Annotated in this window: 16 protein-coding genes; 1 reads left to right on the forward strand and 15 read right to left on the reverse strand. The window is 62.8% G+C overall.

Annotation, left to right across the window (positions count from 1 at the left end):
- Positions 1 to 39 precede the first annotated feature (39 nt).
- From ACWJKU_RS04500 to epsL, 7 genes are all read right to left on the reverse strand, one after another.
- On the reverse strand, positions 40 to 861 hold the full coding sequence (locus ACWJKU_RS04500) for a carbon-nitrogen hydrolase family protein (protein ID WP_454146182.1): 822 nt from the start codon (positions 859 to 861) through the stop codon (positions 40 to 42).
- Positions 858 to 4,733 carry a YhdP family protein gene (locus ACWJKU_RS04505; RefSeq protein WP_454146184.1) on the reverse strand — a complete coding sequence of 1,292 codons (3,876 nt, stop codon included), beginning with the start codon at positions 4,731 to 4,733 and terminating at the stop codon, positions 858 to 860. Before ACWJKU_RS04505 ends, ACWJKU_RS04500 begins: the two co-directional genes overlap by 4 nt.
- Positions 4,734 to 4,742: 9 nt before the next feature.
- Positions 4,743 to 6,197, reverse strand: a complete 1,455-nt coding sequence (gene rng / locus ACWJKU_RS04510; protein ID WP_454146186.1) for a ribonuclease G — start codon at positions 6,195 to 6,197, stop codon at positions 4,743 to 4,745.
- A 7-nt stretch (positions 6,198 to 6,204) separates the two neighbouring features.
- A complete protein-coding gene (locus tag ACWJKU_RS04515; protein ID WP_454146188.1) occupies positions 6,205 to 6,804 on the reverse strand; it encodes a Maf family protein in 600 nt (199 codons plus the stop codon).
- Position 6,805: 1 nt separating this feature from the next.
- Positions 6,806 to 7,273 carry a 23S rRNA (pseudouridine(1915)-N(3))-methyltransferase RlmH gene (gene rlmH / locus ACWJKU_RS04520; RefSeq protein ID WP_454146190.1) on the reverse strand — a complete coding sequence of 156 codons (468 nt, stop codon included), beginning with the start codon at positions 7,271 to 7,273 and terminating at the stop codon, positions 6,806 to 6,808.
- Between the two features lie 116 nt (positions 7,274 to 7,389).
- Positions 7,390 to 8,487 (reverse strand): quinolinate synthase NadA, encoded by a 1,098-nt coding sequence (nadA, locus tag ACWJKU_RS04525; RefSeq protein ID WP_454146192.1) that lies wholly within the window; start codon positions 8,485 to 8,487, stop codon positions 7,390 to 7,392.
- Positions 8,488 to 8,941: 454 nt separating this feature from the next.
- Complete coding sequence (epsL, locus tag ACWJKU_RS04530; RefSeq protein WP_454146194.1) at positions 8,942 to 10,171, reverse strand: XrtB/PEP-CTERM-associated polysaccharide biosynthesis outer membrane protein EpsL; 1,230 nt, start codon at positions 10,169 to 10,171, stop codon at positions 8,942 to 8,944.
- A 125-nt stretch (positions 10,172 to 10,296) separates the two neighbouring features.
- On the opposite strand from epsL, the gene ACWJKU_RS04535 reads away from it, so the two are divergent.
- Positions 10,297 to 12,219: a heparinase II/III domain-containing protein gene (locus tag ACWJKU_RS04535; RefSeq protein WP_454146196.1), complete on the forward strand. Its 1,923-nt coding sequence runs from the start codon at positions 10,297 to 10,299 to the stop codon at positions 12,217 to 12,219.
- 166 nt (positions 12,220 to 12,385) lie between these two features.
- On the opposite strand, the gene ACWJKU_RS04540 is transcribed toward ACWJKU_RS04535, so the two are convergent.
- The 8 genes from ACWJKU_RS04540 to ACWJKU_RS04575 form a co-directional block, all read right to left on the reverse strand.
- Entirely contained in the window at positions 12,386 to 13,696 is a 1,311-nt protein-coding gene (locus ACWJKU_RS04540; protein WP_454146198.1) for a polysaccharide pyruvyl transferase family protein, read from the reverse strand.
- 286 nt (positions 13,697 to 13,982) lie between these two features.
- Positions 13,983 to 15,470: a lipopolysaccharide biosynthesis protein gene (locus ACWJKU_RS04545; protein ID WP_454146200.1), complete on the reverse strand. Its 1,488-nt coding sequence runs from the start codon at positions 15,468 to 15,470 to the stop codon at positions 13,983 to 13,985.
- A gap of 9 nt (positions 15,471 to 15,479) precedes the next feature.
- Positions 15,480 to 16,736: a glycosyltransferase gene (locus tag ACWJKU_RS04550; RefSeq protein WP_454146202.1), complete on the reverse strand. Its 1,257-nt coding sequence runs from the start codon at positions 16,734 to 16,736 to the stop codon at positions 15,480 to 15,482.
- Positions 16,733 to 17,869, reverse strand: coding sequence for an esterase-like activity of phytase family protein (locus tag ACWJKU_RS04555; protein ID WP_454146204.1), 1,137 nt, complete (start codon positions 17,867 to 17,869; stop codon positions 16,733 to 16,735). The genes ACWJKU_RS04550 and ACWJKU_RS04555 overlap by 4 nt, the downstream gene beginning before the upstream one ends.
- A gap of 8 nt (positions 17,870 to 17,877) precedes the next feature.
- Positions 17,878 to 18,780: a glycosyltransferase family 2 protein gene (locus ACWJKU_RS04560; RefSeq protein ID WP_454146206.1), complete on the reverse strand. Its 903-nt coding sequence runs from the start codon at positions 18,778 to 18,780 to the stop codon at positions 17,878 to 17,880.
- Entirely contained in the window at positions 18,777 to 19,991 is a 1,215-nt protein-coding gene (locus ACWJKU_RS04565; RefSeq protein ID WP_454146208.1) for a glycosyltransferase family 4 protein, read from the reverse strand. The genes ACWJKU_RS04560 and ACWJKU_RS04565 overlap by 4 nt, the downstream gene beginning before the upstream one ends.
- Before the next feature lie 76 nt (positions 19,992 to 20,067).
- The gene (locus ACWJKU_RS04570; RefSeq protein WP_454146210.1) at positions 20,068 to 20,538 is read right to left on the reverse strand and encodes an acyltransferase; all 471 of its coding nucleotides are present in this window, start codon (positions 20,536 to 20,538) and stop codon (positions 20,068 to 20,070) included.
- Between the two features lie 48 nt (positions 20,539 to 20,586).
- Complete coding sequence (locus ACWJKU_RS04575; RefSeq protein ID WP_454146212.1) at positions 20,587 to 21,780, reverse strand: O-antigen ligase family protein; 1,194 nt, start codon at positions 21,778 to 21,780, stop codon at positions 20,587 to 20,589.
- Between the last annotated feature and the right edge of the window lie 37 nt (positions 21,781 to 21,817).

A 21,817-nucleotide genomic window follows, 5' to 3' on the forward strand; every position in this document is an offset into this window, starting at 1 on the left:
TCAAGCTGATGATGAAAACTAGCCTACGCGCTGCGGCGTTCAGCGGCAACGCAGCTTCCGGTGCGTCAGGGCCGGAAAGGCGCCTCTGACTTTTTGCAGCCGGTCGCGGTCGAATTCCGCGGTCACCACCCCGGCTCCCTGAGAAAGACTGCCGAGCACCTGGCCCCAAGGGTCCACGATCATGCTATGGCCGAAAGTTTCGCGGCCATTGATATGAAATCCGCCCTGGTTGGCGGCGATCGTGTAGCACAGGTTTTCGATCGACCGGGCGCGCACCAGGATTTCCCAGTGAGCGGCGCCGGTCTGCGCGGTAAAGGCCGACGGAACCGCGAGGATGTCCATGCCGCCTTCCACCATCTGCCGGAACAGTTCGGGGAAGCGAAGATCGTAGCAAATCGACAGGCCGAGCCGGCCGAACGGGGTATCCAGGGCCAGCGCCTCGTCGCCGGCGTCTATGGTCTTGGACTCGTGATACTGCTCGTTGGTGCCGGGCACGTTGACGTCGAACAAATGAATCTTGTCGTAGCGTCCCACCCGCTTGCCCTTGTCGTTATAGACGAGGCAGGCGGCGCGAACTTTGTCGTTGCCGGCGCGGATCGGCAGGGTGCCGCCCACCAGCCAGACCTTGAGCCGCTCCGCCGTTTTGGCGAGAAAATCCTGGATCGGCCCGGAACCGTCGGTTTCGGCGACGGCCAGTTTATCGGTTTCGGACTGACCCATGATGGCGAAATTTTCCGGGAGCACGATCAGGGCGGCGCCTTGCGAGGCGGCTTTCTCGACCAGCCGCCCGGCCTCGATGAGGTTGGCGCTGACATTGGGGCTGGAAGCCATCTGGATAGCGGCGAGAACCGTTTTCGTCATTTGTTTTTTTCTCCGTTTTCGGTGCCAAAGCCTGATAAATCTTTCACGCCGCTCCAGGCCCGGTCGAGAAGATCGAGCGGCAGGCTGCGGCTGATCGTGGTGATTTGCGGTTCGTCCCAACTGCCCTTGACGGCATACTGAGTCGCGGTGATGCTGTCCACTTCCTCGCCGACCAGTTGCTGTGCCAGAAGCACGGCCGCGCCGACCGCGGGGCCGCCGGCCAAGGCGCCCGCGATGGGCAGGGCGACGCTGGTGTGGGGTATGACGGTGACGATTTGATCCAAATCTCTCGCCACCAATCCGGCGCGGCCGTCGATGACGATCTTGGCGGAAACCGCATCGATGAGAAAGTCCTTCGTTACGGCTTGACCGTGGCCTAGCCGAAAGGTTCCCTGGATGCTGTCGTAGGCCAGACCCTCGCCGAGCAGATCGCTGAAATCGAAGGTCAGCCTGCGCCATAACGTGCCTAAGTTTAACATACCGATCATCCGGCCCAGCCCCGGTTCGAGTTTGAGAATCGCACCCTTGTCCAGCTTCATCCGGATGTCGCCCGCGACGCCGGCGCGGGAAAATTGTTGCGGCGCTCCCGGCCAGGATAGAGCGAAGTCGATGTCCGAGGGCGTATCCCTGACTTCGCCGCCGTAACCGATGGCGGTCAGCAAATCGCCCATATTTTCGATGCGGAGTTTTCCTTCGAGGCGCGTGGACACGGTTTGATCCGCCGACCGCGTCCAACTGCCGCGGATCTCGAAGCGGTGGTTTCGGGTTTCGCCCTTGAGCGTCTTGATGATCATGCCGTGAGCGCGGCGTTCGGCCTGGAGTTCGAGCGGTCCGAGGTCGGCGCCCTGCCAAAGCAGCCGCTTGGCCTTGAGCGTCAGATTCGGCGCCACGGTCGGATCGATCGGCTCGGAATTCGCCGGTTCGGCTTTCCGGGCGCGCAGTTTCGGCAGCTTGATGTGGTCGAGATCAAGCGCGACCGAGTCTGCCGTGGCCTTGAAGGTCCCTTTGCCGTAAGCGCTGTCGAGGCGGCCGTGCCAGTGCCGGTCTTCCCGTTTCGCGACCAGGGACAGGGGGCCCAAGGCGTCCCCGTTCCAGTACAGCGTCCCGACGCTCAGGTCCAGCTTTCGCAAGGGGTCGCCGTTGCGCGGTTCGTCCGGTGAGTCGGGCAGCAATCGCCGCCACTTGTCGGCCTCGAGTTCGTCCAGGCGGGCGAAAATCGCCAGTCCCGCTTCCGCCGGGGCGGCCGGCGGAAGCGGTCTTCCGATGGCGATATTGCCGCCTTCCAGCCTGATGCCGGCGTCCGGTTCCGAGAATCTGAGCCGCGCCGCGACATCGTGCCCATAGGTCAGCCGCAGCGGAATCTTGCTCCCGGCGCGGATCGCCGTTTCGATGATCAACTCTTTTCTCGCCTTTTCGCGTTTTCCGAACGGCGCCGGCAGATCCAGCTCCAGCCCCATCAGCCCGGACGACAGCGACAGAGCCAGCGGGTCGCCTTCGCTATCGAGCGATTCCGGAATCCGGACATCGAGCCGATAATCCGCGGCTCCTCGCGCCACATGCCAAAGGCTGCCGGGGAACCGGGCTTGCAGGTCGGAAACGCCGGCGCGTCCTTTGATTTCGACCAGAGTGTCGGATTTCTCGCGCGAGATGCGGATGACGGCAGGATGATCGAACGCCGACGCGCGAATGGCGTCGGCAGCCAAACCGGTCCGCGTAAAACGCAGGGGGCCGTTGATGCGGCTCAGTTCCAGTCCGGCCTCCTCGATGCGGAGCGCGGCATCTTTGAATTCGGCCTTGCCGTCGACGGCCGGCTCGCCCAGCGCCTTGTTCAGCGGAATGGCCAGGTTCAGAGAAATATCCGCCTCGCCGGCGGTCGTCGCGAACTTGCCGAGTCTCGCGGGAATGTTCCGAAGAGGGGAATGCGCCAGGAAATCCAGGGTGTCCGGCACCGTCGCCCGGACGCTTCCGGTCAGTTCGAGCCAGGGCGAAAATTTCAGGTTCCGGGTTGCGGCGTGTGCTTCCACGATTTGGCCCTGGCCGATACGTCCTTTGGTCGCGGCGATTTCCAGGCCGGGGCCGCGGAATTGCGCTCGGACATCGGCTTGCGTCAGCGGCGGCCAGGCGGGGTGAAAGCGAAGCTCGACGTTTTGCGCATCGATCGCGGATTCGAATACGCCCTCGTTCCGATGAAACGGGAAATCGGCGGTCGCGCCGTGAAACAGGAGATGGACGTTTCGGATTTGCCCGCCGACCAGTGCCTGCTCCAACCAGTGCGAAGTGCGCGGAACGACGGCGAAGGGCAGATAATTCTTGACGACGGCCGCGTTCATTTCGCCGAGCCGTGCTCGAAGATCGAGGAACGGCGAGGCGTCTTCGGCTTTTGGCAGGACCAGGCTGAACCGAGCGCGCACGGCCAGATCCGCATTCTCGGCCGAAAGCGAACGGGCTGAAATCGACCAGTCCGCATCGGTTTGTCGCCAGGACAGATCGGCCGCGGCTTTATTCAAGCGAATCGGGCTCTTCAGTCCCAGCGCGGCCGGCTGAATGTCTCCGTTTTCGACAGACACCGAGATCCGGCCGGTTCGATCGTTGCCGCACAGTTTTCCGCTCAAGCCGGAAACCGCCGGAAGCGACCGCCAGACGTTCGCGCCGAGATCGTGGAATGTTCCGCACAGGGCCATGCGCTCGCCCAGCGGCCTTTCGGGCGCGAAAAAAAAGCCGACGTTCCGAAGGGTGCCGCGCGGTCCCAATTCGCGCAGGATTTCGCCGGCATTTTCGTCGAGCAATGGGAGCGCGTGCAGGGCGGTATTGACGTCCCCCAGGTCCAAATAAGACGCCGCGGCGCGGACGATGGCGGGAGTTCCGTCGGCGCGGCGGGCGAGGGCGAAAGCCAGGCGGGTCTCCGGCCAAGTCCGGCCGAGCGCCGGTTTGAATCGGCTGAAATCCAAACGCCAGCCCTCGTTTTCCCGTTGCCACAGAAACCGGCTCTCCAGGGAAGCCAATGTCAGCCGGTTTTCGGTATGCGCGTCTCGATGGAGCGCGAATACCGGTTTTGCGAGCGCGATGTCTCCCGCCGCCGAATCGAGCGCGCCTGCCCAGCTTCCCCAGAGTCTGAAATCCGCCAGGCCGGATTCGATTGCGAGATACGATCCGGGCAGAGCTTCGGCGATTCGGGCGGTATCGATGCGTTTCCCTTCGAGATAAAGCTTTCCCGTCCAGCCGCCGGCCCGAAACAGATCGCCTTCGGCGTCCATGACGAGCCGAAACGTTTTGCCCAGACCGTCGGACAAGGCGACGCCGATATCGAGCTTGTGCTTTCCGTCCCGGTTGACGAGCCGGATATTCGCCTGTCCCAGCTTCAGAGGCGGCTGATCCTTCTGTAAATCCTGCCAGTCCAGGTCACAGTCCAACAGTTCGAAGCGGCCGTCGGCCATGAGCCAGGCCGGCGGCTGGTCGCGCACCTGAAGACCCGAGATGCCGATCGTGCCGTCTTGCTTGCGCCGGATCGAGAGTCCGGCCCCGACGATCTTGATCCGGTCGAATCTGAGTTGACCCGTCAGCAGGGTGCGGAGCGGATCGATGTCGACGCGGATCGCGGCGAACCGGATGGCCGGATTGTCTCGAGCATCGAGGATCTGAAAGCCGTTCAGAGAAAGTTCGGGATGGAACCCGTGCAGACGGGCGGACAGACCTTCGATGCGGATGCGCTCGCGGAGCAGCGAGCCGATTTGGGTTTCCAGCTTATGTCGATAGTTGGCCGCCTCGGGGAACAGCCAGAAACGCGCGGCCGTCAGTGCCAGCGCCAGAACGATGACGGCGCAGAGGCCGGAGTACAGCGCCGTTCGATGAGCGTAGCGAATGACGCGTTTCAAGAGAGGGCACTACAGCAGGACGACATCGTATTGTTCCTGAGTATATTGCGCTTCGGCGCGGAACTTGATGCGAACCCCCAGAAACGTCTCCAGCTCCGACAGGGTGTCGGCCTCCTCGTCCAGCAATCGCTCGACGACTTCGTTGGACGCCAGCACGAGGAGTTCCTGAACGTTGTATTGGCGCACTTCGCGAATGACTTCGCGGAAAATTTCCATGCACACCGTTTCCGGCGTTTTCAGCACGCCGCGTCCGCCGCATGCGGGGCAGGGCTCGCACAGGATGTGTTCCAGGCTTTCGCGGGTGCGCTTGCGCGTCATTTCCACCAGTCCGAGCGAGGACACCTCGCTGATGGTGTTCTTGGCATGGTCCTTTTCCAGGCTTTTTTCCAGCGCGTGCAGGACCTGCTGCTTGTGGTCCTCGTCCCGCATGTCGATGAAATCGATGATGATGATGCCGCCGAGGTTGCGCAGCCGCAATTGGCGCGCAATGGCCTGGGCCGCCTCCAGATTGGTCTTGAAGATGGTTTCTTCCAGGCTGCGGCCGCCGACGAAGGCGCCGGTGTTGACGTCGATGGTCGTCATCGCCTCGGTTTGGTCGAATACCAGATGGCCGCCGGACTTGAGCGTGACCCGGCGCTCCAGAGCCCTCTGAATCTCGTCCTCGACGCCGTAGAGATCGAACAGGGGGCGTTCGCCGGCATAGTGTTCGATAAGAGGGGCCAATTCCGGAACGAATTCCTTGGCGAATTTGACCAGGCGCGCGTAAGTTTCGCGGGAGTCGACCCGGATTTTCTCGATTCTGGCCCGGTGCAGATCGCGCAAGGCCCGCATGCCGAGCGGCAAGTCTTCGTGCAGCAAGGTCTTCGGCTTGACGGTTTTGATCCGCTGCGCGATGGAGTTCCACAACTTGAGCAGGAACAGCATGTCGGTGCGAAGCGCCGACTCTTCGATTCCCTCGGCGGCGGTGCGGGCGATGAAGCCGCCGGTGGCGTGCTCTTTCTGAAAGATTTCGATCACGTTGCGCAGCCGCGCCCGTTCCTTGTCGCACTCGATGCGCTGTGACACGCCGCAGGGCCGAGTGTAGGGCATGTAGACCTGATACACCGACGGAATGGCGATTTCGGTGGTGAGCCGCGCGCCCTTGGCCCCGATGGGGTCCTTGACGACTTGCACGACCAGTTCCTGTCCCTCGTGAAAAATCAGCTCGATCTGATCGGTCGGCGTTTTTTCCCGGTCGACGGCGCCTAAATCGGATATGTGCAGAAATGCCGCGCGTTCCAGTCCGATATCGACGAAAACCGCCTGCATGCCGGGCAGCACCCGGCAGATCCGTCCCTTGTAGATGTTGCCGACCAGTCCGCGGCGCCGGGTCCGCTCGATCAGGACTTCCTGCAGGACGCCGTTTTCGACGATGGCTACGCGGGTTTCCCGCGGCGTGACGTTGATGAGGATTTCGTCGCTCATGCGCCGGCTAGGTGGCAGAACCGTCGAGGACCGAGATCCCGACGCATTTCAGCAGTTCCGCCGTTTCGAAAAGCGGCAGACCCATGACCCCGGAATAGCTGCCGGACAGATGCCGGATAAAGACCGCGCCTTTGCCCTGAATGGCATAGGCGCCGGCTTTGTCGCGGGGTTCGCCGGTGGCCCAGTAGGCTTCGATTTCTTCTCGGCTTATCGGGCGAAACGTCACGCTGCTGACGTTCAGAGCTTCCCAATGCTCGTCGCCTTTTCGCAGCGAAACGGCGCTCAAGACCCGATGTTCCCGATCGGCCAACCGCGACAGCATGCGCGAGGCGTGCCCGAAATCCCGGGGCTTGCCCAGGACTTCTCCATCCAGTACGACTTCGGTGTCCGCGGCCAGCACCGGCAGTCTGCCGCCGCTGCTCCGCCAGGTTTCCAGCGATTTTTCCGCCGCCACGCGGCGGACGTAGGTTTCGGGGAATTCGTCTGGCCGCGGTTGCTCGTGAATATCGGCCGGCAGCACGTCGTAGGCGACGCCGAGTTGGTCGAGCAACTCGCGGCGGCGGGGCGAGGCCGATGCCAAAATAATCTGCGGGCTCCGGTTGTCCATGCTATCGATGGTAAGGGTGATGCTGCAGAATGCTCCAGGCCCGGTAGATTTGCTCGGCGACGATGATGCGAACCACCGGGTGAGGAAAAGTCAACTTCGACAAACTCCATCGTTGATTCGCGCGCTTCAGGCACGCCGGGGAGAGTCCGTCGGGGCCTCCCACCAAGAGCGCCACGTCGCGTCCGCTTTCCAGCCAGCGGGTCAAGGCTTCGGCCAATTCCTCCGTGCTCCATTCCTTTCCGGCCACATCGAGCGCGACCACATGCGCATCGCGCGGCAAGGCCGCCAGCATCCGTTCTCCTTCATCCTCGGTCGACCGGACGACGTCGGCGTTTTTTCCCCGTTTCGCCGGCGCGATTTCCTTCAGCACTAGTTCGCACTCCCTGGGCAGGCGTTTGGCATATTCCGAATAAGCCTCCGTCACCCAAACCGGCATGCGGTTGCCGACGGCCAGCAAATGAATCTGCATGTGACGGTGTGGGGTAGAAAAAGCGGATTATAAGGCAACCGGCCGAGTTTACCGACCGCGATAAAGGCGGTGTCGGAAAGAAAAAGAAACGCGCCCGCTCCGGAGCGCGTCGCGAATCAGGCCAGTTGCAGCATTTTGTTCAAAGCCAGCTTGGCCCATCGCGCGTCGCCATCGGGTACCTTGATGCGGTTGACGACGTGCCCTTCCACCAGGTTTTCCAGCACCCAGAGCAGGTGTTGCGGATCGGTTCGGAACATCGTCGAGCACATGCACACGGTCGGCGATAGGAAGTGAACCTCCTTGCCCTGCGGCTTGACCTCCTCGGCCAAACGGTTGACCAGGTTGAGCTCGGTGCCCACCAGCCAGCGGGTGTTCGGCTCCGCCTCGCGAATCGTTTTCAGGATGTATTCGGTCGAGCCGATGTACTGGGCTTTCCGGCAGACTTCGAAGGAGCACTCGGGATGGGCGATCACCCGAGTGTCCGGGTAACGTTCCAAAAAGCGGTCGATGTGCTCGGGGCGGAACATCTGATGCACCGAGCAGAAGCCTTTCCAGAGAATGATCCGGGCTCGGCGGATGTCGTCCTCGGTCAGGCCGCCCAAGGGCTTGGCGAAATCCCAGGTCAGCATCTCGTCGAGCGGAATGCCCATGCGATAGCCGGTGTTGCGCCCGAGATGCTGATCGGGGAAGAACAGCACCTTTTGCCGTTGCGCGAAGCTCCAGTCGAGAATCTTTTGGGCATTGGAAGAGGTGCAGACGATGCCGTGGTGTCGCCCGCAGAAGGCTTTCAGATCGGCCGCCGAGTTGATGTAAGTGACCGGCGTCACGATCTCGTCGGGGTCGAACAACTGGCCGAGTTCGCTCCAGCACCGTTCGACGGCGGCCAAGTTGGCCATGTCGGCCATCGAGCAGCCGGCCGCGAGGTCGGGCAGAATCGAGATTTGTTCGGGGCGCGACAGGATGTCCGCCACCTCCGCCATGAAATGCACGCCGCAGAACACGATGTACTGGGCATCGGACTTGGCGGCTTCGCGCGACAGCTTGAGCGAATCGCCGGTCAGGTCGGCGTGGCGGAACACCTCGTCGCGCTGGTAGTGATGACCCAGAATCACGCAATGGTCGCTGAGCTTTCGCTTCGCGGCGACGATTCGTTCCTCGCACTCGGCGTCATCCAATAGGGCAAATTGCTGTATGGCAAGGGCGGATGCAGACATGATTTGACGCTAACGCTAGTGTAATAAATCCGATAATAACACAGTAAAATAGTACGTAATAGTCGGCGCGGCGGGCGTTTCCGCTCGAGCGGGAAAGCGCTCGCCGACGGTCCGGCCTGGCGGCACGGAGCCGCAACTCGAAGACATTCCCCGGCATCGGAGGGCGGGGCGCGATTCCGGTCGATACATCAATAAAGATTTCAAATCTCACTCATAAATCGCAAAGCTCCATCCGAGCTGCTTACTGCTTTATGGTCGAAAAGAAAGCCCGCCCTCGGCGGCAGGCGCGTTTGAAGCGGGTCTCGCCCCGCCGGCGAGTTACGCTGCAAAAACCTGGCGGGGTTGCGCGTCCTGCTTCGCCCGCCGGTCCGGGCGTTCTTCCCTGGGCACCCGCCGGCCTCGGTGCGCCGTATCGGGACCATTCGGAAACACGTAAACCGGGTTCGAAAATGCTCTAAAACTTCAAGATGGCGTTGGCAAAGACCGTGTTGTATTGGTAATCGGAAAACAACCGGTTGGATTCCCGGTTTTCTTTGCGGTAGACGATATTCAGTTGGCCGTGGTCGGAAAAGTCGTAGGAAGCCGACACCTGCCCGGTCAGGATCGTGTCCACGCGGGTTTTCACGCCGGCCAGTACGCCCGGGTCGCCGGCGTATTCCCGCTCTTCCCAGATGAATTTCGCTTGCAAGGAGATCTTCGAGGTAGCGGCCCACATCGGGCTGATGCTGAATCCTTTGGCGACGATATAGCTGGCGGTGAGGTCCTGGGTGCCGGTCAGCAGATCTCTCCAGGCGGACAGCGCAAACGACGTTTTTCCGGTGGGCGTCCACTGGTAATTCAACTGCCAGACTTCGCCTTCGAAATCCCGCTGGGAAAACTGCCGGTGATTGCGCATGAGATAACCGGCGCGTCCGCCCAGCAAGGATTTTCCCGTTATTCGCCAGTTATAGACCGCGCTGAATTCCTGTTCCGTATACTGGTTGTCGACCATAGTCGATAGTACCAGCTCCCGATTCGGCAACTGTGCATCCGTTCGCCTGTATTGCAGGCCTATCGTATTTTGGGCGGGAGATTGATAGTGCATGCCTATAATGCCGGTGTTGCTGGCGAAATCCAGGAATTTGCGCTCGGAAGCGCCATGTTGGCTGTCCAGCCACTGGTATTGTCCGTTCAATCTCCAGCCAGGATTGAACCGATAATTGATATTGAACAGGGCGGTATTGTCTGTAATCACGTCTTTCCCGAAAAAATCGGTATTTGTGAATCCTCCCATGTATTGCCGGTAACCGTAACTCATTATTCCGCTGAGCGATTTTCCGGCTTGCCATTTCCAGCTTCCTTTATCCGCCGTCGAGACATAGTTCAGTTGATCGTTGTTGGCGAAGTGATTGTCGCTGACGTTGCCTTCAAACGTAAATTCCTGCCGGCTTATCGGCAGATAAATTTTGGCGCCGGCAGTAATCCGGTTATTAAGCTCCCATCGACCTGATTTTCCGGTTCTCGCTTTTGAATCGACTTTATCCGAGAGACGAAAGAAGTTGTCGTCATAAATCAAAGTTTCCGAAATATAGGGCTGAAAATTATCGGCAGGATCGGTCGGATTGGCGGGATTGGCAGCACCGAAAGACGCTTGCGCCCAGGTTAAAAAGGCGAGAGGGAAAATGTTTATGACTTTATACGACATCGAACGCCAGTCTGAAATAGAATGGTAATATTGTTTCGAATACTCCATTTGATCCGGCATGAAAGGGTATAACCATGTTACGAAATACCGTTTTTGTTCTGGCGATATTTGCCGCGGCAAGTGCGATGGCGATCGAGTCATCGGCTTACGGACGCGAGACCGTCGAGTCGTTGAGCGACGATGAGATCAAGAAAGCTTTCGCCGGCCTCAAGGCAGGCCGCGGGGCGTTCGCCCCGGCCCGCGAGGCGCGCGAGGACTGGGCCCGGGCCAGGCGGCTGATCGATACCGATTCCCGGTGGAAGTCCTGGGCCAAGCAGCAGATTCAGATGCTGGAGACGTGGATGGGAACGCCCAGGGACAAGGCGGACCGGGTGGCCGGTTGGGTGCACGATTATGTGGATGCGAAAACCGGGCGATTGCTCAAATGGTCGCCCAGCGACCCGGAGCCCGGCGCGGACGGCGGACACGAACGGTTTCGCGCTGCCTGGATCGCCTACAGCCGCATTTACAACATCGACCGCGTGCTCGATGCGGCGCGGCTGTTCCGCCTCACGGAGTCCGGTCGCTACCGCGACTGGGCCGCTTCGCAGTTGGATTTCTATGCCGACGCCTACGCGGGCTTTCCGCTGCAAACCTGGAACGGCCGCTCCCGACTGATGACCCAGAGCCTGGACGAGGCCAAGCGCGGCCTGATCCTGCTCGAAGCGGTGCGACTGCTGCGGGACGGCGTTTCGGCCGAGCGCCTGGCGCATTGGCGGGATCGGCTTTTCCTGCCGATGGCCGGCAATCTTCGCCAGTCGTCGTCGGGTGATCACAATATCGCGCTGTGGCATGCCGTCGCGATGACCCTGATCGGCCTCGAATTCGGCTCGCCGGAACTGGCCGATTTCGGCAAGCGAGATGAGATGGGCATTTCGAAACTCCTCTCGCGGGCGGTTTCTCCCGATTATTTCTGGCACGAGATGTCGCTTTCGTATCAGGACTATGTGGTCGAGGCGCTCTGTCAGCTATTCACCGGCGTGTCGCTGCGGGGCAAGCTCGGCGATTTCAAGCGGGAGCTGTGGATCGCCCAGAACCTGATGCTGTCGCCCGTCCTCATTCGTTTTTCCGGCGGCGACGCGCCCACCCTCAACGATTCCCCGCCGGGACGAAAAACGCCGAACCGCGAGCGCTGGCGGGCGTCGCGGCGAGTATTTCCGACATCGGTCGGCTTGATCGAGGCGCAGGGAAAGCTCGGCTGGGACAATCTGCTCGACCCGCCCGAACCGGCGCCGGACCGGCCCGATCTCCCGCCGGTGGTTTCCCATCAGGTGCCAGGTCTCTACGGCGTGCTGATGCACAAGGGCGACTGGCAGGCATTCCTCCGCTACGGGCAAGGCGCCCGCTATCACGCGCAGCAGGAATCCTTGACCTATGAACTCCGGTACAAAGACACCTGGCTGCTGCGCGACGCCGGCACGGTCGGCTACGGATCGCCGCTTCACCGCGAATATTTCCGCCGCGCCGTCGCCCACAACGTGCCGCTGGTGGGGGGCGACGGCCAGGAGCCGTGGCCTTCTGCCGGGCAAGTGGACCTGTTCGATCCGGACGGGGCGGGCGTAGCGGTTTCCCATCCGGAATACCGCCGCAAGGTGACGGCGTCGCGGAAGCTCGCGGTCGACCGGGACGAATTCGTGGACGAAATCAGGATGACTCGCAAGGACCGCTCTCCCAAGGCGCTCGGTTTCGTGCTGAACACCGACTGTGTCGTATCCGCGCCCGGCGCGGCCGCTTCTCCGGATTTGCGCCTGCCCGACACCCAGCCCTTCCGGCACTGGAAGAACTGGGCGGCTTACCGGTTGCCCGAGCGCTGGACGGCCACGCTGGATTGCCGGGGACGGCGCTTTGCCGTGAGCGTGCAAGGCGAGCGGGAACAGCGGGTATTCATCGGAACCGTGCCGGATTCGATGGCGCCTTATACCCGGCACGGCCTCTACGTCGAGACGACCGGAACCGGCGCCGTTTTCCGCGTCGGCTTCAAACCGCTGGATTCCGGCCCGGCGCGCTAGAGCATCTTCCGAACTGATGCAGCGCCCCAAGCTACGGTAGGTCGACAACCCTTTGTCGACAAAGCCCCTTGCCGATCCGGTGCGTCGGCAAGGGCTTGCCGGCCTGCGAATTTCTGATCCGGCGATCGGAATGATCGGGCGCCGAGCCGCGAGGGGAGACAAGCGATTACCCGGCATGCGCATTCCCCAGGAAGGGCGAAAGGTTGATTTCGGCCAGCCGGACCACCTCGGGCAGTTTCGCGGCCACCTGCTCGGCAAGTTCCCGCCTGCGGTCGATGGCCGTTTCCACCATTCTGGCGAATGCCGCCGGATCGCGGGTGCGGTCGGGCGGCAGCATCAGGGATTCGGGCAGGCCGAAGTGCCGGAACAGCCCCTGAAACTTGTCCTGATAGGTGATCGCCGCCACCGGCACGCCCTGGCTGAGCGAGCCCACCGCCAGGTGCATGCGGCCGGTCACCGTCAGATCGGCGGAGCCCGCCAAGGCTTTCAATTCGGCGGCATGCAGCGGATTCGAGGGATAAATGACACGGTCGCCGAGGACTGGTCGAACCCGTTCGTAGATCGGCGACAGCATGGCGCCGTCGCCCAAGGTTCCGCCCCGGAAATCGTGCGGAATCAACAGGAAGCTCACGGGACGCCGGGCGCCGAGATCGGACAGGGTGGCCACCGCGGAATCGACCAGGGCTCCGATCCGGGTGGGGTCGCCGTTCTTGACCAGCATCGGGTGGAGGTTGAAGCCGCACACCATTTTCCCCTGGGCCCGCTGTTGTTCCGCCCAGGCCCGCACCCGGGCGGCTTCGGGGCCGTCCGTCCGCGGCCGGAGCAGGAATGCCGAATCCGCCACCAGCCGGCCGGTGGCCTTGGAAAAGCGGTTGAAGCGTTCCAGCGAGAAGGCGTCACGAACGCATATGTTGACCGCCGGGTCCAAGGCATTCAGGCATTTGGCCAGCTTGGGAGACGGGCTGGCGTTGAAGGAGAATCCGAGTATGACCGTCGGTTTGCCCATGCGGGCGGCCAAATCCGCCAGGACCCACATGCGCAGCGAGGTGATGGCGTTGTAATAGCCGTCCATGATGTCTCCTCCCACCAAAGCCACGGCGTCGTAGCGCGCGACGGTATCCGTCAGTTTGCGCAAGGACCACGGGTTGGCCCAGACGGCTTCGGAGCGCACGCCGGGCTCGCTGCAGGAATGAGCATCCTCCTCGTCGACCGAGAAAATGCCGAAGCGGCAGTCGGGGATGTGGCGCCGGACGCCTTCCACCAGCGCGGCGATCATGGCTTCGTCCCCCTTCGAGCCGGTCAGCGAGATGACATCCGCGGGGGCGATGAGTATGGATCGGATGTCGTGGTTTTGCCGGGCCGACGGCGTTCGCTCCAGCCGTTTGCGCTCCTGGCGCCATTCGCGATAGAGCAGGGGGACGCGGACCGATTCGCGCATCTGGGACCGGATATTTTTGAGAGCAAGCCTTAAATACATCAGAACACCTTGCTGGTTTGAAACCTTCCCTTTCAGGGCGCCTCGAAAAACCTGCTCCGTTCAGGCTTCGACAGGCTCGGCACGAACGGAACCGTTCGCACCGAGCGGGTCGAAGTGCACGGTTTTTCGAAGTGCCCTTCAGGGGGAATTGCCGAATCCGGACGACGATGCGGCGCACCGTTATCCTTCCTTTAATCTCCCCCGTTCACGGGGAGGGTCGATCCGCCGGCCTCCATTTGCCGGCGGGTTCTCGTCCGGCGGATGAGGCCGGGCGCGGATTGAAGCATCATGTCGATCGCTTTTGAATTGGATGTTGTCGACGCCGGCCTTTGAATCCGCCGATGGCATCCATCAGCGGCCTGCGTCCCAAGACCAGCACGAAAGCCCCATAGGCGACGCCGCCGGCCAGGACGAGCAGCGGCAGCCTGAACATCGGCGCGGCGACTGTTTCTTCGATCCACGGCCGACACTCCGTCACGGCGAGAAAAAGGGCCGCGCTCGCGGCGACAAACGGGGAGACCAGGCGGACTATCCGCCGGATCGACACCCCGAGATATTTCCGCCCGAAACAGAAGCTGACCGGCGTGGTCAGAAGCTGGCCGAGCACGTAGGTTTCCACGATCACCGGCAGCGGGCACCCGCGCGTCGCGACCAGCACGCCGGTCGTGACCGCGGCCCTGGTGACGACGATCAGCAGGGATATGCCGGGCTTGCCGACGGCATTGAGCCCGGTGCCGTTGTAGTACTGCATCGCCTGCACCGCGCCGAGCAGGGCCAAGGGCCTCAAAATGTCGGCGCTGCCGGCCCAGACGGCTCCGAACACCGTCACGCAAAGCTCGGGAGCCACGGCCGAAATGAGGACCAGACCGGGAACCGCGAGAGCCGCGGTAGCGGTGATCGCCCGGTAATACGCCTCGGCCAGCCGCTCGCGCTCGCCGGCGATGCGGGAGAAGCCGGCGTGGGCCACATCCAGCACTACCGAGCTGAGGAGCTGCATCGAGATGGCGTAGATGCGGGAGCCGACCGAGTAGAGCCCGAGCGTGGCGGCTCCCAGCCAGGCGCCTATGGCCAGTTCGATGACCCGGGTGTTGGCGAAATCCAGCAAGCGCATGCCGAGGATATTGCTGCCGTAGCGGAACAGCCGTCCGAAGCCGGCGCTACTGAGCCCCAATCCCGGCTTCCAGATCGGCTTGAGCCAGAGCAACGCCAGATTGACCACGGCATTGACGAGGAACTGTCCGACCAGGCTCCACACGCCGAATCCGGCCAAGGCCAGCCAAACGCCCGCCGCTCCGCTCAGAACGGTCGCGACCAGCGTCCTGACGGCCAGCCAGCGATACTGAAAATTCCGCCGGAACAAGGCCTGCTGACAGAAGCCGAGAGCGTTGATCAGAATTCCGAGGCAGGCGATGCGCAGAATGTCGGTCAAGCGTTCGATACCCATCGCCGAAGCGATGAGCGGCGCGCCCCACCAGATCGCCGCCACCAAAAGCGCCGCCAGGATGAAATTGGCCAGAAAGGCCGTATTCAATTCCCGCGGGCCGATGGTCGGCTGTTGCACGATGGCGTCGCCGAGTCCTTGTTCGGCGAAGATCTCGATGAAGGCGAGCACGGCGGCCGCGGCGGCGAACACGCCGAATTCCTCGGGCGACAGAATCCGGGCCAGCAGGAAAAAGACGACGATGCCGGCCAGCCGTCCGCCCCAACTGCGGACGGCCGACCAGATCAATCCCGACAGAACCTGGCTGCCCAGCGACGAAGTCGTACTGCTCATGCTTTCCGCCTATCGGCCCAGGGTGGCATCCAGGCGTGCGAAAAACGCTTCGCCGGAAAAGCGTTCCACGTAGCGGCGGGCGTTTTCGCGAAGACGCTCGCGCAATTCCTCGTCGCCGCCCCATTGCAGAAGCGTCACCGCGAAATCGACCGGGTCGTCGCAGACACTCAGGGGACTGTCTTCGGCAGACGGAAACCCCGCCGCTCCCACGCCGGTCGTGATGCAGGGCAGACCGCACGCGAAATAATCCAGCATCTTGATCTTCATGCCGCTTCCGGCGCGCACCGGATTGATGGCGAAAAGCGCCGCGCCGGCCAGTTCCGACAGATCCTGAACGCGGCCGTGAAGAACCACTCCCGGAATATCGGGATTCAAGGCGAGGCCCGCCTCGCCCGCCACGTCCAGGATCAAATCGTCGCGTACCTCCCGCACCAGCGGCCAGACCTTTTCCAGAAACCAGCGGAGCCCGTCCACGTTATGGGGCGCATGACTGCCCAGATACAGAATGCGTGGCTCCGGGACGGCCCGGCGCGTTATCGGGCGCGATTCGACCGGCGCCGGCAGCGCGACGATCTCCGCGTCCGGCGCCAGATCCCGGAGGTCGCGGGCGTCCTCGTCGGTGATCGCGAGCAGCACGTCGAAGCGGCCGAGAGCGGCTTGCTCCTGCTCCCGGTTCACCGGGGGCACGGCGGCCATGCCGCGGGCCGCCAGGGACTCGCAGCGCTTGTGGAACACGTCGTGGGCGATCAGCAATTTGCGGGTGCGGCTCGGCAACGATTCCACGATCCGCGCACGGAAGATGGTGTCGACGAAGACATAATCGGGAGCGAGCCGGGCGAAGAGCGGCGCCAGTCTGCGCAGGTCCGGCTCGCTCAGGTAGCGGCCGACAAAGGCGGTTTTGCCCTGCGATCTGCCGCGCCAGCTCGCCAGCCGGCGGGCCCAGGCGCCGCCTGCGCTGTCGAGCAGCCAGCGGTAGACCGAGCGGACCAGCGCCCGCAGGTTCGCGGCGAGGCGCCACTCTCCCAGCCGAACCGTGCCCGGCACGTGGATATGGAGCTTTGTACAGTTCAATCGGTGCCGGGGGCGGAACAGCGGCGCCGGCAGACGCGGCCCGCTGATCACCAGATGCGCCTCGAAGCCCCTCGCCTCGAGGTATTTCACGAAAGCGTGGTTGTAGGTGGAGTAGCCGTTCAGGCCCGGAACCGGCAAATCCTCGCACAGAAAAACCGCGACCGGACGGGAGCGATCGGTGTGTGGCGCGCTCATTTCAGTTCCCATTGCAGCAGCAGCTTGCGTTGGACGGGCAGGAAGTTGTCGTCGGAAACGGCGGTGACGACGGTCGCTCCGCGTTCGTCCAGATGGGCCGCGACGCCTTCCATATTGTCGATTTCGTGAAACAGCCGGTTCGCTTCCAGCAGCGTCGGGCCGTCCAGAACGGCTCCGGGACGGATATCGACCGCCGGGACGCGGCGAAACCGCATCTTGAAGCCGCCGAGCAGCGACAGCTTGCGTTCGAGCAACAGCAAATCGCCTTGCGGGAGAAACGCGGCGTCGCTGATGTCGTAGCCGTCCTTCAGGCGAACCTTGAGTTCGGACGCCGCCCCGTCTTTCAGAATCCAGGCCGGAGCCATGCCGCGGCCGGCCCGGTCCCGCTCGGCAACGGCAAGGAGCGCGCCGCCGAAGGCCTGTCCGGCAGGGATCGCGGCAAGCGCTTCCAGGCCGCGGCCTTTCGGCAGCGCCACGATCTCCGGCGGAACCGGCAGGAGTCGGCCGGGACGCCGGAGCAGTTCGGATGCCGGCCGGAAAACGCCCACGCCGTTGCGAAATCCTTCGAACCCCACATAAGCGGCCTCGTCGGTCAGCTCGAGCGACTCGGTGTCGCCCTTGCCGTTCTGGCGGAACGGTTCTCCTTCCGATTCCAGGAGCGGGGCCATGACGACATCGGCAAGCCCGCTCGGACGGCCGCCGTCGTAGAGCAGACGGCCTTGCGCCCAGTAGCCGGCATCGGTGACGGCGACGAAACCGCGGCCCCGATCGGTCATCCTCAGGCCGGAAATGCCGCCGAAATGCGGCGAGGCGGATTCGATCGCCAGGCCACCGCGAAAGACCAGCGGCGACGCCGTATCGTCCGCGGTTCCGAGCTTCGAAAATTCGGTGATCGAGCGGGTTTCGACCGGGATCGGCGTCATTGCCGGCAAGGGTTCTCTCGGCTTGAAGCCGAAGCCTTCCCAGCCGATCGATCCCGCCAGCGCCAGCGCCGCCCCGGCCGGAACCCACCAGCGCCGGCGCAGCGCGGCGCCGTATCCGGTCCGCCGTGAAGCCGGAGTCGCGCGGCCCAGGCCGAGCCGGTCGCCGCCGGATACGCTTTCCGCCACGCTCGCTTCGAGCCGTTTTCTCATGGCCTTCCTCACGAGCGCGCCGGTTCGTTGCGCCGGGCCTCCCGGGTCAGCCTCAAGGCCCGCAAGAATTCGGTCCAGGCCAGTTCGCGACGAAGCAGGAGATAGACGCCCACCAGCACTTTGCGCACCGCCTGCAGCGCCACCGCCCGGTTGGCGGCCGCGCTTCGGGACAGCGCGTACAGGCTGCCGACGTAATAATGTCCGATCAGCCAGCGGTGAGGGTCGCGGTGCCCGACCAACGGGGCGTCGATCCAGACGGCTTTTTCTCCGGAGGCGACGTAGGCGCGCAGGGCGTAATCGAGATCTTCTCCGCCGTTGATGGGCGCGCCGACTCCCAGGGATTCGTCGAAATACCCGGTTTGCGCGGCGCGAGCGGCTCGGAAGAACATCGTGTTCGACGAGGCATTGGCGACGAACTTGCCGGCGCTCACCGGCCGCGCGGCGCTCAAGCCCTGCGGCAGCGCGGAGAGAGCCCAAGGCTTGGACGAATAGCGGCAGATGGCGAGATCGAGCGCGTCGTCGCCGGCGAACAGCGCCAGCATGCCTTCCAGCGTGCCCTCTGGGTACCAGGCGTCGTCGTCGGGGAAAGCGACCATCAGCGAGCGCTCGAACAGACCGTCCTTGTGCGCCAGGTCCAAAAGAAGATTGCGCGCCTTGGAGAGCGATACTCTCTCCGGGATGGCCGTTACCCGGATATAGCCGGGCAGTTCGGGCAGCGGTCGGTCGGGACCGTGCCGCTGCAACAGCAAATACTGAACGACGCGGAGGCCGGATCGCGCCATCGCCCGCTCGACGCTCCGGACCATCCGCTCCAGTTCGTCGCTGCGTCCGCCTGCGCTGTCGTTGGTAGTGAACAGCAGGGCGTCCACTTCCGCATAGCGGCCGTGTTCGATCGCAGGAATGGCATTCATGAACGTTCGCTCCGAGTGGGGCTCGTTTCATCGGCAGAAGCGCGCCGACCCGCGCGGCGCGCCAGCGCTTTATCGTAGGCCGCCAGAAGATTGGCGACCTGATCGGGCCAGCGAAAGTGCGTTCGGGCCCGCTGCAAGGCGCGCTCGGCATAGCTCCGGCGCGAGGGCTCGTCTTTCAGGAGGGCGGCCAGGGCGGATGCTAGTCCCTCGGGCGTGTGGTCGGGCGCGTAATGGGCCGCATCGCCGAGGAGGCGCTTGGTCTCTCCCAGTTCGAACGCGATGATGGGTAATCCCAAGGTCGCGTATTCGAACACCTTGCACATGCTGATTTTGTCGTTGTAGATGTCGTAAGGATCGGGAATGACGCCGATGTCGAAGCTGGACAGAGCAGCCAGCAGCGTGTCGCCCGACAGGAAGCCGGTAAATTCGCAAATATCGGCTACGCCCAACGACCGGGCCAGGGCTTTCAGCGAGGCGAGTTCGGGACCGGCGCCGACGAATTTGCACACGAATCGCGGCAGCCCGGATTCCTTGCGCAGCGCCGCAACGGCGCGAATCAGGTTGTCCACGCCATCCTGGGCGCCCATGACGCCGACGTACCCGACGGTGATCGCGTCTCCCGCTGCGATTCTCGGCACCCGTTTGAACTTGGCGAGGTCGGGAACGCCGTACACGGTGAAAACATCGTCCGGGTGCTTGCCGCCCCGTGTTTTAGCCAGTTCCCCGAACGTCTCGTTGGCCGAGATGACCACGTCCGAGAACCGGAACGTGAGCTTTTCGAACAGCCGCAGCAGGGCGTGCATCGGACCGCGTTTCTTGAACTTGGATTCGTAGAGTTCCGGGCAGATGTCGTGATGATCGAAGATCAGCGGCCGCCCGAGCGCCTTGTAGGGCAGGGCGACCAGGAACAGGAGATCGGGCGGATTGGCGATGTGGATGACATCGAAGCCGTGGCGCCGAAACGCTTTGAAGGCCAACCGCGTTTCGTGGAACAGCGCCGCGCCGTATTCCAACAAAAAGCCCAATGCGCCGCTGGCTTCGAGGGGCAGGGGATGGCGGTAGATCCGGATGCCGTCGATCACGATTTCCCGTTCGGGGTGTCTTTCCGTGGCCGGGCAGATCACCGTAACCTCCCAACCGGCATCGCGCAGCGCGATCGCCTCCTGCCACGACCGCCGATCCAGCGGCAGCGGAAGATTTTCGATAATCATCAGGCAACTTGGCATTTAAACCCCCCGTGAATGCTCATTTTTCATTCCTCTCGAATGCGATCTTCATTTGCGGTCGTTAAGCGAAATCGTTTTCCGCCATCATGCGGTCCTGCCTCTCGTCGGCTCCTTCCAGCCGGCCGTAGGGACCCGCCACCACGATATCGGTTTTGATGACGCGGGCCGGATTGCCCGCCACCACCGTCCGGGGCGGCACGTCGCGCGTCACCACCGAGCCGGCTCCGACGATGCTCTCGTCCCCGATCGTGATCCCGGGCAGAATGATGCTCCTCGCGCCCACGAAACACCGGCGTCCGATGCGGGTGTGGGAATGAAAGCCGCGCGTCAGGTCGTGGGCGAGGATGGCGACGTCGAAAGCGATGTAAGACTCCGCGCCCACGTGGATTCCTTTGGGATTGGTCAGATCGAATTTGGTGGACAGCGAAAACTGGCTGGACGGATGGATATCCATGCGGAATACCTTCACCAGCCAAAGGCGTTTCAATTCGACCAGGCAACGCCGGGCCCATCTGAGCTTGCCGAGATTCATCTTTACCGTTTCTCCTTATGTGCGTGTTGTTTGGAGCGAAACCTTGCGTCAGACCGGGTGCGGCCGGTCGATGACGGGCTCCGTGGCCGGAAAGAGCCGAGGCCCCTGTGGCCGGCGGGAGAGCGAAACCGGCGCGCGACCGTCGCAGGAACCGATGAAGGCGACCACCAGCGCCATGAAGCATTGAGGGACGCTGAACGTGTTGTCGGTTGCCGAATAAACGAAGAAAGCCGCGCAAACCATGAGAAAGGCCCACTTTTTCGTGAGCTGCGGATGACGCAGCAGGTTCACCAGCATGGCCATGAAGAGGCCGCCCATGAGCGATACGCCGACATAGCCGACCTCCACGGTGAAGCGGAGATATTCGTTGTGCGCGGCGACGGTGTGCGTCGTGGCGGAGACTCGGGCGGACAAGAGGTCCATCTGGTGCCCCAAGCCGACCCCCAAATAGGGAAAACGGTGAACGTAGCCGTGCAACTCGTTCCAGATGAGGTCGCGTCCGCTCATGGCGTCGGACGACATGCGGGTCATCAACTGGTCCCCCATGAGATAGAAAAGTCCGGCCACCACGACGCTGCCGTAAAGAATCATCAATACTCTGAACACCGCCGACCGGCTTTCCATGAACAGCATCGCTCCGGTGACGCCGAGCGCGAGGGCCGACGGCATGCGGGAAGCCGTGAGCATGGTGATTCCCGCGTTGACGAGCGCGAGCAGAAGATAGCGCGGCCGCTTCTGCAGGGTGAGATAGCTGGCCGCCACCGCGCCGGTAAAGCCGGCTCCCCCGAGAAATGCCGGCCCCATGTCGCCGGCGAGTCGCCGGGTGCCGAGATAATCCGTTATCCACAGGCGGCTGATGCCCAATGCCTCGTAGACCGTTCCCAGCAATACCGAGACGAGCGGAATAAATGCCGCGATCAGGAGCATGAAATCCCGGTCCCGGTCTTCCGGAACAGCCGTGAAAAAAAGCAGAAAAGCGCACAGGCTCACCAGGCTTCGCAGGTATCGGTTCCAAGTGAAGGCGTCGAACTCGCTGAGAAGACCGCAGACGAAGGTGACCAGGATGATGAAGCCCAGCAGCACGAAGTTGGCCCGAATGCGCGGGCGGGTAAAAGCGAAGAGCAAGGCCGCCAGGATGAGAAACAGTTTCTCGACGGGATTGGCATTGGCCATGCTGAGCAATCGCTCCATGTTGATGACCAACACCAGTTGCGCGAGAAGAAATAGGCGTCTAAAGGCCATGTTCGAAAGCTTCGTCCGGCGTTTGGCGAAAAAGGTT

This window comes from Methylocaldum sp. MU1018, assembly GCF_053646775.1.